Origin of the sequence: Mycobacterium sp. MFM001 (assembly GCF_003402475.1) — a bacterium.
GTDB lineage: Bacteria > Actinomycetota > Actinomycetes > Mycobacteriales > Mycobacteriaceae > Mycobacterium.
On record NZ_BFAB01000018.1, the window covers coordinates 31,166 to 45,185 of the forward strand.

Annotated in this window: 17 protein-coding genes; 8 read left to right on the plus strand and 9 right to left on the minus strand. The window is 68.1% G+C overall.

Features of this window, described 5'->3' with window-relative positions; genetic code table 11:
* The first annotated feature begins 16 nt into the window (after positions 1-16).
* Positions 17-1,573, plus strand: a complete 1,557-nt coding sequence (gene purF / locus MFM001_RS22095; protein ID WP_192887024.1) for an amidophosphoribosyltransferase — start codon at positions 17-19, stop codon at positions 1,571-1,573.
* Positions 1,574-1,601: 28 nt separating this feature from the next.
* Complete coding sequence (gene purM / locus MFM001_RS22100; RefSeq protein ID WP_116377400.1) at positions 1,602-2,684, plus strand: phosphoribosylformylglycinamidine cyclo-ligase; 1,083 nt, start codon at positions 1,602-1,604, stop codon at positions 2,682-2,684.
* Here purM and MFM001_RS22105 read toward each other — a convergent pair.
* Together MFM001_RS22105 and MFM001_RS22110 are read right to left on the minus strand one after the other, a co-directional pair.
* On the minus strand, positions 2,681-2,872 hold the full coding sequence (locus MFM001_RS22105; protein WP_116377401.1) for a DUF3073 domain-containing protein: 192 nt from the start codon (positions 2,870-2,872) through the stop codon (positions 2,681-2,683). The genes purM and MFM001_RS22105 overlap by 4 nt on opposite strands.
* A gap of 136 nt (positions 2,873-3,008) precedes the next feature.
* Positions 3,009-4,103: a folate-binding protein YgfZ gene (locus MFM001_RS22110; RefSeq protein ID WP_116377402.1), complete on the minus strand. Its 1,095-nt coding sequence runs from the start codon at positions 4,101-4,103 to the stop codon at positions 3,009-3,011.
* A 135-nt stretch (positions 4,104-4,238) separates the two neighbouring features.
* On the opposite strand from MFM001_RS22110, the gene MFM001_RS22115 reads away from it, so the two are divergent.
* Positions 4,239-5,090 carry an aminodeoxychorismate lyase gene (locus tag MFM001_RS22115; RefSeq protein ID WP_116377453.1) on the plus strand — a complete coding sequence of 284 codons (852 nt, stop codon included), beginning with the start codon at positions 4,239-4,241 and terminating at the stop codon, positions 5,088-5,090.
* A gap of 227 nt (positions 5,091-5,317) precedes the next feature.
* On the opposite strand, the gene MFM001_RS22120 is transcribed toward MFM001_RS22115, so the two are convergent.
* The 7 genes from MFM001_RS22120 to lmeA all read right to left on the minus strand — a co-directional run bounded on the left by MFM001_RS22120 (position 5,318) and on the right by lmeA (position 9,098).
* Entirely contained in the window at positions 5,318-5,959 is a 642-nt protein-coding gene (locus MFM001_RS22120) for an FABP family protein (protein ID WP_116377403.1), read from the minus strand.
* Positions 5,960-6,076: 117 nt separating this feature from the next.
* On the minus strand, positions 6,077-6,379 hold the full coding sequence (locus MFM001_RS22130; protein WP_045374431.1) for a DUF1416 domain-containing protein: 303 nt from the start codon (positions 6,377-6,379) through the stop codon (positions 6,077-6,079).
* A 1-nt stretch (position 6,380) separates the two neighbouring features.
* Positions 6,381-7,214 (minus strand): sulfurtransferase, encoded by an 834-nt coding sequence (locus MFM001_RS22135; RefSeq protein WP_116377405.1) that lies wholly within the window; start codon positions 7,212-7,214, stop codon positions 6,381-6,383.
* A complete protein-coding gene (locus MFM001_RS22140; protein ID WP_116377406.1) occupies positions 7,193-7,681 on the minus strand; it encodes a DUF4395 domain-containing protein in 489 nt (162 codons plus the stop codon). Before MFM001_RS22140 ends, MFM001_RS22135 begins: the two co-directional genes overlap by 22 nt.
* A gap of 81 nt (positions 7,682-7,762) precedes the next feature.
* Entirely contained in the window at positions 7,763-7,855 is a 93-nt protein-coding gene (locus tag MFM001_RS25255; RefSeq protein ID WP_371685602.1) for an Ms5788A family Cys-rich leader peptide, read from the minus strand.
* Between the two features lie 29 nt (positions 7,856-7,884).
* Positions 7,885-8,289: a thioredoxin family protein gene (locus MFM001_RS22145; protein WP_116377407.1), complete on the minus strand. Its 405-nt coding sequence runs from the start codon at positions 8,287-8,289 to the stop codon at positions 7,885-7,887.
* On the minus strand, positions 8,286-9,098 hold the full coding sequence (gene lmeA / locus MFM001_RS22150) for a mannan chain length control protein LmeA (RefSeq protein ID WP_160118034.1): 813 nt from the start codon (positions 9,096-9,098) through the stop codon (positions 8,286-8,288). Before lmeA ends, MFM001_RS22145 begins: the two co-directional genes overlap by 4 nt.
* A 128-nt stretch (positions 9,099-9,226) precedes the next feature.
* On the opposite strand from lmeA, the gene MFM001_RS22155 reads away from it, so the two are divergent.
* Genes MFM001_RS22155 through pstA form a run of 5 tightly spaced genes read left to right on the plus strand, consistent with a single transcriptional unit; the run spans position 9,227 to position 14,015 of the window.
* Complete coding sequence (locus MFM001_RS22155) at positions 9,227-9,991, plus strand: response regulator transcription factor (RefSeq protein ID WP_116377409.1); 765 nt, start codon at positions 9,227-9,229, stop codon at positions 9,989-9,991.
* Complete coding sequence (gene mshD, locus MFM001_RS22160; RefSeq protein WP_116377410.1) at positions 9,988-10,884, plus strand: mycothiol synthase; 897 nt, start codon at positions 9,988-9,990, stop codon at positions 10,882-10,884. The genes MFM001_RS22155 and mshD overlap by 4 nt, the downstream gene beginning before the upstream one ends.
* 43 nt (positions 10,885-10,927) lie before the next feature.
* Positions 10,928-12,055, plus strand: a complete 1,128-nt coding sequence (pstS, locus tag MFM001_RS22165; protein WP_238159336.1) for a phosphate ABC transporter substrate-binding protein PstS — start codon at positions 10,928-10,930, stop codon at positions 12,053-12,055.
* A 23-nt stretch (positions 12,056-12,078) separates the two neighbouring features.
* Positions 12,079-13,104: a phosphate ABC transporter permease subunit PstC gene (gene pstC / locus MFM001_RS22170; protein ID WP_192887025.1), complete on the plus strand. Its 1,026-nt coding sequence runs from the start codon at positions 12,079-12,081 to the stop codon at positions 13,102-13,104.
* Positions 13,101-14,015: a phosphate ABC transporter permease PstA gene (gene pstA, locus MFM001_RS22175; protein ID WP_116377412.1), complete on the plus strand. Its 915-nt coding sequence runs from the start codon at positions 13,101-13,103 to the stop codon at positions 14,013-14,015. Before pstC ends, pstA begins: the two co-directional genes overlap by 4 nt.
* Positions 14,016-14,020 lie beyond the last annotated feature (5 nt).

The following is a 14,020-nucleotide window of genomic DNA, read 5'->3' on the forward strand; positions in this document are numbered from 1 at the left end:
AGGGAGCCGCCACATCGTGACCGCCCAGCAGCCGCTGCCCGAGGAAAATCCGCCCGGCGAAGAGTGCGGCGTATTCGGCGTATGGGCGCCCGGCGAGGAAGTCGCCAAGCTGACCTATTACGGCCTCTACGCATTGCAGCACCGCGGCCAGGAAGCCGCCGGCATCGCTGTCGCCGACGGTTCGCAGGTGCTGGTGTTCAAGGACCTCGGCCTGGTCAGCCAGGTGTTCGAGGAACAGACACTGGCGGCCATGGAAGGCCACGTGGCGATCGGGCACTGCCGCTACTCCACCACCGGCAACACCACCTGGGAAAACGCCCAGCCGGTGTTTCGCAACACGGCCGCCGGCACCGGGGTGGCGCTCGGGCACAACGGCAACCTGGTCAACAGCACGGCACTGGTCGCCCGGGCCCGCGAGGCAGGACTGATCAACACCCGGGTGCCCGGCGCGGCCACCACCGACTCCGACATCCTGGGCGCCTTGCTGGCCCACGGCGCGGCCGACTCCAGCCTGGAACAGGCGGCCCTGGAGCTGCTGCCGACCGTGCGCGGCGCGTTCTGCCTGACCTTCATGGACGAAAACACCCTCTACGCGGCCCGCGACCCGCACGGGGTGCGGCCGTTGTCGCTGGGCCGGCTGGACCGCGGCTGGGTGGTGGCCTCGGAAACCGCCGCGCTGGACATCGTCGGCGCCTCGTTTGTGCGTGACATCGAGCCCGGCGAGCTGCTGGCGATCGACGCCGACGGGGTGCGCTCCGCCCGCTTCGCCAACCCGACCCCGAAGGGCTGCATCTTCGAATACGTCTACCTGGCCCGGCCGGACAGCACGATCGCCGGCCGCTCGGTGCACGGCGCGCGAGTCGAGATCGGCCGGCGGCTGGCCCGCGAATGCCCGATCGACGCCGACCTGGTGATCGGCGTCCCGGAATCCGGCACGCCCGCCGCGGTCGGCTATGCGCAGGAGTCCGGCATCCCGTACGGGCAGGGCCTGATGAAGAACGCCTACGTCGGGCGCACGTTCATCCAGCCGTCGCAGACCATCCGCCAACTCGGCATCCGGCTCAAGCTCAACCCGCTCAAAGAGGTCATCCGCGGCAAGCGGCTGATCGTCGTCGACGACTCGATTGTGCGCGGCAACACCCAGCGCGCGCTGGTGCGGATGCTGCGCGAGGCCGGTGCCGTCGAGGTGCACGTGCGGATTGCGTCGCCACCGGTGAAGTGGCCATGCTTCTACGGCATCGACTTCCCGTCGCCGGCCGAGCTGATCGCCAACGCCGTCGAAGACGAGGACGAAATGCTCGAAGCCGTGCGGCATGCCATCAACGCCGACACGCTGGGCTACATCTCGCTGCGCGGTCTGATCGCGGCCACCGAGCAGCCCACCTCACGGTTGTGCTCGGCCTGCTTCGACGGCCAGTACCCGATCGAACTGCCCAGTGAAACGGCACTGGGCAAGAACGTCATCGAGCACATGCTGGCCACCGCCGCACGCGGGGCCGGGGTGCGCGCCGACATCGCGGCCGCCGACGTATCGCCCGAGGCCGAGCAGGCCTCAGTGCTGCGGCATCCGTAAGCCGCGTCGACCGGTAGCCTTTATCGCGATGACCCAGCGCGCAAAAGACCCGGGCCCCCACGGCGTCACCTACGCATCGGCGGGAGTCGACATCCAAGCCGGCGAGCGCGCGGTAGAGCTGTTCAAGCCGTTGGCGTCGAAAGCCACTCGTCCGGAGGTGCGCAGCAAGCTGGGCGGATTCGCCGGATTGTTCGCGCTGCGCAGCGGCTATCGGGAGCCGCTGCTGGCGGCCTCCAGCGACGGTGTGGGCACCAAGCTGGCGGTTGCCCAGGCGATGGACAAGCACGACACCGTGGGCCTGGACCTGGTCGCGATGGTCGTCGACGACCTCGTGGTCTGCGGCGCCGAGCCGCTGTTCCTGTTGGACTACATCGCGTTGGGCCGCATCGTGCCCGAACGGCTCAACGCGATCGTCGCCGGCATCGCGGACGGATGCATGCGTGCGGGCTGCGCGCTGCTCGGCGGCGAGACCGCCGAACACCCCGGCCTGATCGAACCGGACCACTACGACATCTCCGGCACCGCCGTCGGTGTCGTCGAGGCCGACGACGTGCTGGGTCCCGAGCGCGTCAAGCCCGGCGACGTCATCATCGCGATGGGGTCTTCGGGGCTGCATTCCAACGGGTATTCGTTGGCCCGCAAGGTCCTGCTGGACATCGACCGGATGAACCTCGCCGGCTATGTCGAGGAGTTCGGCCGCACGCTGGGCGAAGAGCTGCTCGAGCCCACCCTGATCTACGCCAAGGACTGTCTGGCGCTGGCCGCTGAAACCCACGTCCGCACCTTTTGCCACATCACCGGCGGCGGGCTGGCCGGCAATCTGGAACGCGTCATCCCGCACGGGCTGGTCGCTGAGGTCGACCGTGGCACCTGGACGCCGGCGCCGGTGTTCGCGATGATCGCGCAGCGCGGCCGGGTGGCACGTGCCGAGATGGAGAAGACATTCAACATGGGCGTGGGCATGGTCGCGGTCGTCGCTCCCGAGGACACCGACCGGGCACTGGCCATCTTGACTGCGCGGCACTTGGACTGCTGGGTGCTGGGCACCGTCAGCAAGGGCGGGAAAGAAGGCCCGCGAGCCAAGCTCGTCGGGCAACACCCGAGGTTTTAGCGGCGCCAGTCGTCTTCGTCGGCCCAGGAGTCGCTCGGAAACGGCTCGTCGCCGTCGCGCTGGGCGGAGTCGTCGTCGCTCGAACCGGACAGCTCGCGCTGAAGCCGCTCGAAATCGGTCTGCGGGGTGCTGTACTTCAGTTCTCGAGCAACCTTGGTCTGCTTCGCCTTAGCCCGGCCGCGGCCCATGGGGGAACCCCCTCGCGCAATAACGGAGCGGCCCAAGAGAAGGCGGCTCCGATCTGTCAGTGAATTTATTGTCCTGCCGACAGTTTACCGTGCCCCGCGGGTGCGTGCTGGCCTGCCCTACCCACCGGTACGACCGTCATCGGGCGGTGCCGCGCAGCCGCTCGACGGCGGCCCGCCCGGCGCCAACCGCATCCGGTGGCGGCATGGAATCGCGATCGATGACCGCGGTCACACCGGCGTCGGCGCCTGTGGCCAACTCGATGTCGGCGGTCAGCCCGCGTTTGAGCAAAGCCAGCGCCACCGGGCCCAGATCGACATGGTCGACGACGGTTCCCAGCCGGCCCACCGAGCGTCCGTTGGCCTGTACCGGATCGCCCGTCGACGGCCGATCCACCGAGCCGTCGAGGTGCAAGAGCACCAGCATGCGTGGCGGTTTGCCCAGGTTGTGCACGCGCGCGACGGTCTCCTGGCCCCGGTAGCAGCCCTTGTCCAGGTGGACCGCGCCCAGCCCCGGGCCGCCGATCCAGCCGACTTCGTGCGGGATTGTGCGCTCGTCGGTGTCGACTCCGAGCCGCGGGCGTAGCGCCGCCACCCGGTGCGCCTCGTAGGTCCACACTCCGGCCGGTCGAAACTTGGCTTGCGTCAAGCGGTTTCGCCAATCCGCCGCTTCGTTGCGCGGCACCAGCAGGTCCAGCTCGATCTGGCCGTCCCGCGCACTGGTCATCCGTCGCAGGAAACCACCACCGGGCAGCGGCACCGCCGTCATCTCGGCGGGCAACGCGGCCACGCCGAGAGCGTCGAGAACCGGCCGGTCGGCCAGCCGCGGACCCAACAGCGACAGCACCGCCAGGTCGGCGGCGGCGGGGCTCACGTCGGACCAGAACACCATTTTGCGCAGGTAGTCCAGCAGCGGCTCGCCGCGCCACGGCTCGGTGTCGACGTAGGTGACGCCGCCCAACTCGGTCTGGATCCAGTGGTCCTCGATGCGGCCCTGGCCGTCCAGGCTGAGGTTCTCGGTGCTGGCCCCATCGGGCAGCTCGCTGACGTGTTGGGTCGAGATGCTGTGCAGCCAAGTCTGCCGGTCGGCACCGGTCAGCGTGATCGTTTTGCGGTGCGAGCGGTCCACCAGCACGGCGTCGGACTCGGCCGCGCGCTGCTCGCCGAGCGGGTCGCCGTAATGCCAGGTTGCGCCGGCGTCCGGACTGGTTTCGGGGGCGGGGACTGCGGACACATGTCAACTCTACGGCCCGTCTGTCGCTGCCCGGCCCCTGCGAACGTGCGGCAACCCGCACGTTGGGCAACGAACGTGCGGCCAGCCGCACGCCCAATGCATATAGGCTCTTCGGTCATGACAGACCACCCGGGCGTGGTCGTCACGCTCGACGGCGAGATCCATCCGCCGGGGACGCCGCTGCTGTTCGCCGACGACCTCGCCGCGGTGCGTGGCGACGGCGTGTTCGAGACCTTGCTGGTCCGCGACGGCCGGGCCTGCCTCGTGGAGGCGCATCTGGACCGGCTGACCCTGTCGGCCAAACTGATGGATTTGCCGCAGCCTGACCTGCCCGCGTGGCGGCACGCGATCGATGCGGCGGCGCGCAGCTGGGCGGCCGACACCGCCGACGAGGGCGCGATGCGGTTGGTTTACAGCCGCGGCAGGGAGCGCGGCTCGGCGCCGACGGCATATGTGACCGTCAACCCGGTCGCGGCCCGGGTGGGCGCCGCGCGTCGCGACGGGGTGGCCGCGCTGACCCTGCCTCGCGAACTTCCGTCCAGCGGTGTCGACGCGATGCCGTGGCTGCTGGCCGGCGCCAAGACCCTGTCGTATGCCATCAACATGGCCGCGTTGCGGCACGCCGCCCGGCACGGCGCCGGCGACGTCATCTTCGTCAGTTCCGACGGTTATGTCCTCGAAGGTCCGCGGTCCACGGTGGTGATCGCCACCGAAAACCGTTGCCTGCTGACGCCGCCGCCGTGGTATCCGATCCTGCGCGGCACCACGCAGCAGGCGTTGTTCGAAGTCGCGCGCGCCAAAGGCTACGACTGCGACTACCGCGCGCTTCGGGTATCGGACCTTTTTGACGCGCAAGGGATTTGGCTGGTGTCCAGTATGACGCTGGCCGCGCGTGTGCACACCTTGGACGGCCGGTTGTTGCCGCCCGCACCGATTGCCGCCGAATTCGCCGAGCTGGTTGACGCCGCGATTGTCAGCGATCGCTGAATTCAGTTGTGGCCCCAGCCGGTTAGCGGGTACGGTCGGCCGTACACAGGGAAGGAGGTGGTCCGAGAAATTGATTAGCTTATGGACTTGTGAGGTGGCTGCGCGCTAAAGCGCGAGCGGTTGGAATCACCTGCGCGCGCTGGCGAATTCCCCGCAGTCACCCGGCCCCCGAGCCTCCGGTCTGTCCAACCAGGAACTACGGCTCGGGGGCCGTCCCATGTCTGGACCTATCCCGCGAACCGGGAGAGCCGCGCCGACAGGTGCGGCACCAGCCCGCCGTCGGCGTCGACGCGTTCTTCGACATAAGCCAAGTCGCCGCCCTCGACGATGCCGTAGAGCCGCTTGGCGCCCCCGACGAGTACGCCGGACTTACTGCAGGCCAGCGCATCGGTGACCAACTCCCACGACGACTGGGTCCGCGGCCGGCCGTAGAACAACTCGACGTAGCCCGCGGAGTGCGCCAGCAGCAGCTCGATGGCCTGCGACTCGCCTGCGTCGTTGGGGTCGACGACGAAGCGCCAGAATCCGGTCTCGCGCAGGTCGTGTCCGTCGTAGTCACCGGAGTCGGTGAGCCGCCACGACCGCGCCTCCCAATTCAGGTAGTCGCCGCCGTCGTGGCTGACCACGATCTGCTGGCCGAACCGGTAGTCGCCGTGGGCGCCGCGGCCCTCACCCTCACCGCGCCACACCCCGACCAAAGGCAGCAGCGCCAGCAAGGCGTCGTGCAGGTTGGCGCCCTCGCGCAGGTTGGCGGTGTCGGCGGGGCCCGGCAGGTCGTCGAAGACCGGAATGTTGCGCGACGCAGTCACTTTGGCGCGCTCGGCGGCGGCTGCCACCGCCCGATCGCCAGAACCGGCTCGGTCAGTCACGACTCGTCGTTGATCAGCCGATACAGCGCATACAGCGCGAACCAGGTAATGACCACGACGGCCGCGACCAGCATGATCTCGAAGAACAGCACCACGCGACGAGTCTAACCGCCTCGGTCAGGCGATCTTGACGTCCACCTCGTGGATGCCGGCGCCCGACGGCGTCACGACCGCGTCGCCGTTTCCGGCTGCCGACAGTGCGCGCAGCGTCCAGGACCCCGGCGCGGCGAAGAACCGGAAGTCACCGGTGGCCGACGCGACGACCTCGGCCGTGAACTCGTCGCTGGAGTCCAGCAGCCGCACAAACGCGCCGCCGACGGCCTGGCCGTCGCGGTCCACGACGCGGCCGGTGATGACGGTCTCCTTCTCCAGGTCGACGCTGGCCGGCAACGTCTGTCCTTGCTTCGGTGCAGAGCACATATCAGCTTCCCAACTCGATCGGGGCCCCCACCAGGGAGCCGTATTCCGTCCAACTGCCGTCGTAGTTCTTGACGTTCTTATGCCCGAGCAACTCCTGCAACACGAACCAGGTGTGCGACGAGCGCTCACCGATCCGGCAATAGGCGATGGTCTCCTTCGACCCGTCCAGGCCGGCGGCGGCATACAGCTTGGCCAGCTCCTCGTCGGATTTGAAGGTGCCGTCCTCGTTGGCGGCTTTGCTCCACGGCACGTTGATCGCGCCGGGGATGTGACCGGGCCGCTGGCTTTGCTCCTGCGGCAGGTGCGCAGGCGCCAGGATCTTGCCGGAAAATTCGTCGGGGGAGCGCACGTCGACCAGGTTCTTGACGTTGATGGCCGCGATGACCTCGTCACGGAACGCGCGGATCGAGTTGTCGGGCGCCTTGGCGGTGTAGGAGGTCGCCGGGCGGTTCACCTTGTCCGCCGACAGCGGACGGCCGTCCAGCTCCCACTTCTTGCGGCCGCCGTCGAGCAGCTTGACCTTGTCGTGCCCGTAGAGCTTGAAGTACCAGTACGCGTAGGCGGCGAACCAGTTGTTGTTGCCGCCGTAGAGGATCACGGTGTCGTCGTTGGAGATGCCGCGATCGGACAGCAGCTTGGAAAACTGCTGAGCGTCGACGAAGTCACGGCGGACCGGGTCCTGCAAATCGGTGCGCCAGTCCAGCTTGACCGCGCCGGGGATGTGGCCGGTGTCGTAGGCGCTGGTGTCCTCGTCGACTTCGACGAAGACGGTGTTGGCGGCGTCGAGATTGCTCTCGGCCCAGTCAGCGGAGACTAGGACGTCGGAGCGTGCCATGGTGTGGATCCTTTCGGTTGGTTACGCAGACGCGCGACGAGCGGGTAGAGCTGGCAGCCCAGGCAGATGCCGAAGGCCGCGTTGAGGAAGGCCGCCGCCAGTGCGGCCGCGGTAGCGACGATCCCGACCAGGGGAGCGCCGGCGGCGAATCCGGCCACGCCGATGGCGGCGAAGACGAATCCGACCAGTTGCGCGAATTTCAGCGGGGCCACTGGCTCCCGCTCACGGACCGGTCCCAGCCGCGGCGCCACCAGGGTGGCGAACACCACGCCGTAGGGATGCCGGCGCGGCCCGGCCCAGGCGCCGATCGCGAACACGATGGCCTGCAGGCCAAGGATGACGGCGGCGGCCGGGACACTGATTCCGGCGACGATCAGCGTGGTCACCAGCACCGCGGTGGTGACCCAGGCGACGAATCGCGGTCCGCGGACGTCCACCTGGGCGGTGGTGGTGGTTGTTGACGACATATAGCTGCTCCTGTTGAGAACGGGAAGGGATGGAGGCACGCCACAATGGCTGCTTCCGAGAGCGGCGCGAGACGGCGCTACTCAGCAGCTACAACAACAACAGCAGCAACCCGCGGTGCGGCACAGATCGACTGCGCGGCGCTTGGTGAGCACGAGCTCGAGGCGGGCGGACACGTCGGACAGCTTACCCAATGGCCCGACAGTCAAGCCAACAGCGGGGTCAGGGCCGAGCGAAGGTCCTCGGCCTTGGGAACCCCGGCGCTGCGGTACCGCTGCCGGCCGTCGCCGTCGAAGATGAATGTCGTCGGCAGCGACAGCACCGAAAGGCGGCGCGCCGCAGCCGGGTTGGCGTCCATGTCGATTTCCACGTGCGTCACGTCACCGAGGTCGCCGCAGACCTGGCTGACCACGCGGCGCACCCGGTCGCACGGCGCGCACCAGGCGGCGCTGAAGTGCACGACGGTCGGCCCGTCCGACGACAAGCCGAGGTCAGCGGTGTCCACGTCGGATCCCACGGCCCGGACCACCCCGGCGCGACGGGTCAGCAGCCATCCGACGAGGGCTGCCAGCACCAAGGCGGCCACGACAGCGACCAGTGCAGTAGTCATGCCTGGTTGAACCCGTCGAGCGTGATCGTTACTCCCTGGGTGATGCCCTCGATGATCACGTCCGAGCCGCGCGCGCCCTGGCTCGTCGGCGCCACTCCGAACGGCAGCCGCTGGTCGGGCAACTGCTGGCGGAACGCGGCCAGCACCGCGTCGCGCTTGTCGTCGGGCACTTTCTGGTTGGCGGTGTCCGGCCCGGTCAGTACACCGGTCGGGGTGAACACCAGGGTCGTGCGGTCCGCGCCGGCGATGGACAGATCGACCGCGACGCTGACCCGCTTGTCGAAGTGGGCCGATGTCGGCGTGCCCGTGAACACCAGCCCGTGGCTGCCGGAGATCCCGGACTCGGTGGTGCCGCCGGTGGCGTCGTTTGTCTCCTGCGGCGGCGCCTCGACCATCAGGTCGGTGATGCCCATGTATCGGCCGAGGTGCACCGAGTCGATGATGATGCGGCTCTCGAGCTTGCCGATCGGCAGCTTGGCGTTCGGCCGGACCAGCCATGACGCTTCCGCCAGGCCGATGGAGTGCATGGTGGCCTCCAGCGTCGCCTTCCCTGTCTTGGGATGGTCGACGGCGCTGGCCTTGATCTCCACTTCGTCGTAGTGGCGCCGCATGGCCTGCGGGATCACCGGGAAGCCCAGAATCGCGACAAAGGGATCCGAGCCCAGGTGTGCGGTGTCGCGCAGCGTGCGGGACAACCGGTATTCGGCGTAGATGGTGGTGCCGAAGTCGATCCCGACGGCCCCGATGAGTACCAGCACGACGGCCAGCCCAGCTCCGGCCGCACCGATCAGCACCCTGCGCATCCCGATATTGTGGCCCTGCTTCGTCAACAGGCGAAACGCCAGGTCGCACGTTATCGTTAGATGACCTGGCCGCTAACTACACATATCGCCGCGAATCTGGGAGACGCCTTTCCCACGACGCTGGAGGGGCTTGCTTGGATCTATTGCTGCTGACCGCGGAGCCGCACCCCGACTCGGTCCTGCCGTCGTTGTCGCTGCTCGCCCACACGGTGCGGACAGCGCCGGCCGACGTTTCGTCGCTGCTGGAAGCAGGCAGCGCCGACGTCGTGCTGGTCGACGCGCGCACTGACCTGCCGGCGGCGCGCGGTCTGTGCCGTCTGCTGGGCACGACGGGCCGGTCGATTCCCGTCGTGGCGGTGGTGAGCGAAGGTGGCCTGGTGGCGGTCAACGCCGACTGGGGGCTCGACGAGATCCTGTTGCCGGCCACCGGGCCCGGCGAGATCGACGCGCGGCTGCGGCTGCTCGTGGGACGCCGCGGCGGCCTGGCCGACCAGGAGAGCGCGGGCAAGATCAGCCTCGGCGAGCTGGTGATCGACGAGGGCACCTACACCGCCCGACTGCGGGGTCGCCCGCTGGACCTGACATATAAGGAGTTCGAGCTGCTGAAGTACCTGGCGCAGCACGCCGGCCGGGTCTTCACCCGCGCGCAGCTGCTGCACGAGGTGTGGGGCTACGACTTCTTCGGCGGCACCCGCACCGTCGACGTGCATGTGCGACGGCTGCGGGCCAAGCTCGGCCCGGAGTACGAGTCGCTGATCGGCACCGTGCGCAACGTGGGTTACAAGGCGGTCCGCCCGGCCCGTGGCCGGGCCCCCGAGCCCGACCCGGCCGACGACGAGGAGGAGCCGGGTCTGGACACCAACTCCGACCCGCTCGTCGACCCGTTGCGCAGCCAGTGACGGACTGGCGCTCACAGCTGACCGCCGACGAACAGCGGCAGGTGCGTGAACTGGTCGCGGCGGCAACAGAATTCGACGCGGTGGCACCCGTCGGCGAGCAGGTACTGCGAGAGCTTGCGCATCGGCGAACCCAGCATCTGGTGGTCAAAGCTGCCGACCAGACGGTGATCGGCTATCTCAATCTCGCTGCACCGCAAGACGAACCGGGCATGGCCGAGCTCGTGGTCCACCCGCACGCACGCCGTCGCGGCATCGGTACCGACTTGATACGCGCTGCGTTGGCGAAAACCAATGGGCGCAACCGATTTTGGGCACACGGCACATTGGAGTCGGCCCGCGCGACGGCGTCGGCGCTGGGTCTGGTGCCGGTGCGCGAACTCATCCAGATGCGCCGCTCCCTCAACGACGTCGCTGCACCCGCTGTGCCCGAGGGGGTGCGGATCCGCACCTATGCCGGCGTCGGCGACGACGACGAACTGTTGCGGGTCAACAACACCGCGTTCGCCGCGCATCCGGAACAAAGCGGCTTGACGCCTGCCGATCTGGCCGAGCGGCGCGCCGAACCGTGGTTCGACCCCGACGGACTGTTTTTGGCGTTCGACCAGTCAACCGACAAGTTGCTGGGCTTTCACTGGACCAAGGTGCATCCCGGCCAGACCGGCCTGGGTGAGGTCTACGTCGTCGGCGTCGACCCGGCGGCTCAGGGCCGTGGGCTGGGCGCCGTGCTGACCGCGGTCGGGGTGGCATACCTGGCGCGTCGGCTGGCCGACACGACGGATCCGGCGGTGATGCTGTACGTCGAGGCGGACAACACCGCGGCGCTGCGGACCTATCGGCGGCTGGGGTTCACGCAGTACAGCGTCGACACCGCCTATGCTGCGGGTGTCCACTGACCTGTTCACCCGGTGTTCACGGATAACCGGCAGGCTCCTACCCGTGCGCACTGCGCCGCACGACGTTCGAGAAAGGACGCGCTACACGGTGGGTAAAGCGTTGATCGCGGCGGCGGTCTTGAGCCTGGTATTGGCCGGCTGTGGCAGCGACAACAACATCGGCACCCCCGCGACGTCGTCGGCCGCGATCGACTGCGGCGGCAAAGACGCTCTCACCGGCGAAGGCTCGACCGCCCAGCAGAACGCGATCGCGTTATTCAACCAAGCCTGGAACCGGTTCTGCCCCCGCAAGAACGTGTCCTACAACCCGACCGGGTCGGGTGCCGGCCGCGAGCAGTTCGTCGCCGGCCATGTCGACTTCGCCGGCTCGGACTCGCCGCTGACCGCCGACCAGGTCGAGCCGGCGACCAAGCGCTGCAACGGGAATCCGGCCTGGCACCTGCCGCTGGTGTTCGGGCCGGTGGCGGTGGCCTACCACCTCGACGGCGTCAACCCACTCGTCGTCAACGCCGACGTGCTGGCCAAGATCTTCACCGGCAAGATCACCAATTGGCGTGACCCGGAGATCGTGGCGCTCAACCACGGCGTCACCTTGCCCGACACGGATATTGCGCCGATCTACCGGTCGGACTCGTCGGGCACCACCGACAACTTTCAGAAGTACCTCGGCGCCGCGGCCCCGCAGAGCTGGACCAAAGGCGCCGGCAGCGAGTTTCAGGGCGGCGTCGGCGAGGGCGTGCAGAAGTCCGCGGGCGTGGTGCAGGCCGTGCAGTCCACGCCCGGCGCCATCGCCTATGTCGAGAAGGGCTTCGCCGATCAGGCCTCGCTGACCTACGCCCAGATCGACGACGGCGGCGGCGCGGTGGCGCTGAGCGACGACGCCGCGCGCAACGCCATCGACGACGCCAAGTTCGCCGGCGCCGGCAACGACCTGCGGCTGGACCTGAACTCCCTCTACGGCACCAAAGAGCCCGGCGCCTACCCGCTGGTGCTGGTGACCTACGAGATCGTGTGCTCGAAAGGCTACGACCCGGGGATTTCGACCGCGCTCAAGTCATTTCTGACCGCGGCCGCCGACTACGGTCAAAACGGTCTTTCACCGGCCGGATACATCCCGCTGCCGGACAGGTTCAAGCAGCGCCTCGTGGCGGCGATCGGCGCGATCCAGTAAGAACCGACAGCGATGGGACCCAAGTGACAACGCCAAATCCGTCTGATGCGGGTTCGGGTGAGGTCGTCGCTGCGCCGGTTCCCGAGCCGATCACTCCGCCCACCATCCCGTGGGGCCGAAGCAAACCCCGGCTGGGTGATCGCGTCTTTCGCGGGCTGTCGGAAGGCTCCGGTGTCCTGATCGTCGTGCTGATCGGCGCGATCGCGGTGTTCCTGCTGTGGCGCGCCATCCCGGCGCTGGCCCGCAACAAGGAGAACTTCTTCACCTACGGCGGCAACTGGGTCACCACCGACACCTCGGCGATGCACTTCGGCATCTTCGACATGCTGCAGGTCACGGTTTTTGTGGCGTTGTTCGCCCTGACGCTGGCCATGCCGGTGGCGCTGGGCATCGCGATCTATCTCACCCAGTACGCGCCGCGGCGGGTGGTGGGCCCGCTGGCCTACATGGTGGACCTGCTCGCCGCGGTGCCGTCGATCATCTACGGCGTCTGGGGTCTGTATGTGCTGGCGCCGCGGTTGCGGCCGATCGCGACGTGGCTCAACGACCACCTGGGGTGGTGTTTCCTGTTCGCCAACGGCAACGCGTCGGTGGCCGGCGGCGGCACGATCTTCACCGCGGGAATCGTGCTGGCGGTGATGATCCTGCCGATCATCACCGCGGTCACCCGCGAGGTTTTCGTCCAGACGCCGCAGTCCCACATCGAGGCGGCGCTGGCGCTCGGCGCCACCCGCTGGGAAGTGGTCAAGACGACGGTGCTGCCGTTCGGCCGGTCGGGCTACATCAGCGGCGCGATGCTGGGGCTCGGCCGCGCGCTGGGCGAGACCGTCGCGCTGCTGATCATCCTGCGGGGCACGCAATCGGCGTTCGGCTGGTCGCTGTTCGACGGCGGCTACACCTTTGCCAGCAAGATCGCGGCGACCGCGTCGGAATTCAACAACCAGTACAAGGCCGGCGCGTACATCGCCGCCGGCCTGGTGCTGTTCCTGCTGACCTTCGTGGTCAATGCGTTCGCGCGTGCGGCGGTCGCCGGTAAGGGAACGCGATGACGTCGATCCTGGACCGGCCGCTCAAGGCGCGCACTTTCGCCGGCACAAGCCTGCGGCGGCGGGTCGCCGACAACGTCGCGACCGTTCTGGTGACGCTGTCGATGGCGGTCGCGCTGGTCCCGCTGCTGTGGGTGCTCTACTCCGTGATCGCGAAGGGATTCCGGGCGGTTACCTCCGCTGTGTGGTGGTCACACTCGCAGGCCGGGATGACGGCGTTCGTGACCGGCGGCGGCGCTTATCACGCGATCGTCGGCACAGTGCTGCAGGGACTGGTCTGCGCGGCCATCTCCATTCCGATCGGGATTTTCGTCGCGATCTACCTCGTCGAATACGGCGCGGGCACCGGCCTGGGCCGGTTGACGACGTTCATGGTCGACATCCTCACCGGCGTGCCGTCGATTGTCGCGGCCTTGTTCATCTACGCGCTGTGCGTGGCCACCCTGGGTCTTCCTCGTTCCGGGTTGGCGGTGTCGCTGGCGTTGGTGTTGTTGATGCTTCCGGTGATCATCCGGGCGACCGAGGAGATGCTACGGATCGTTCCGGTGGATTTGCGCGAGGCCAGCTACGCGCTCGGCGTACCGAAGTGGAAAACCATTGCCCGCATTGTGATTCCGACGGGCCTGTCCGGAATCATCACCGGCATCATGTTGGCGCTGGCGCGGGTGATGGGCGAGACGGCGCCACTGCTGATTCTGGTGGGCTATTCGCAGGCGATGAACTTCGACATGGTCAGCGGCTTCATGGGGTCGCTGCCCGGTATGATGTATGACCAGACCTCGGCGGGGGCGGGCGCCAACCCGGTGCCGACCGAACGACTGTGGGGCGCTGCGGTGACGCTTATACTGCTGATCGCCGTGATCAATGTCGGGGCCAAAGTGGTCGCGAAAATCTTTGCGCCTAAGAAATTCTAGGCAGG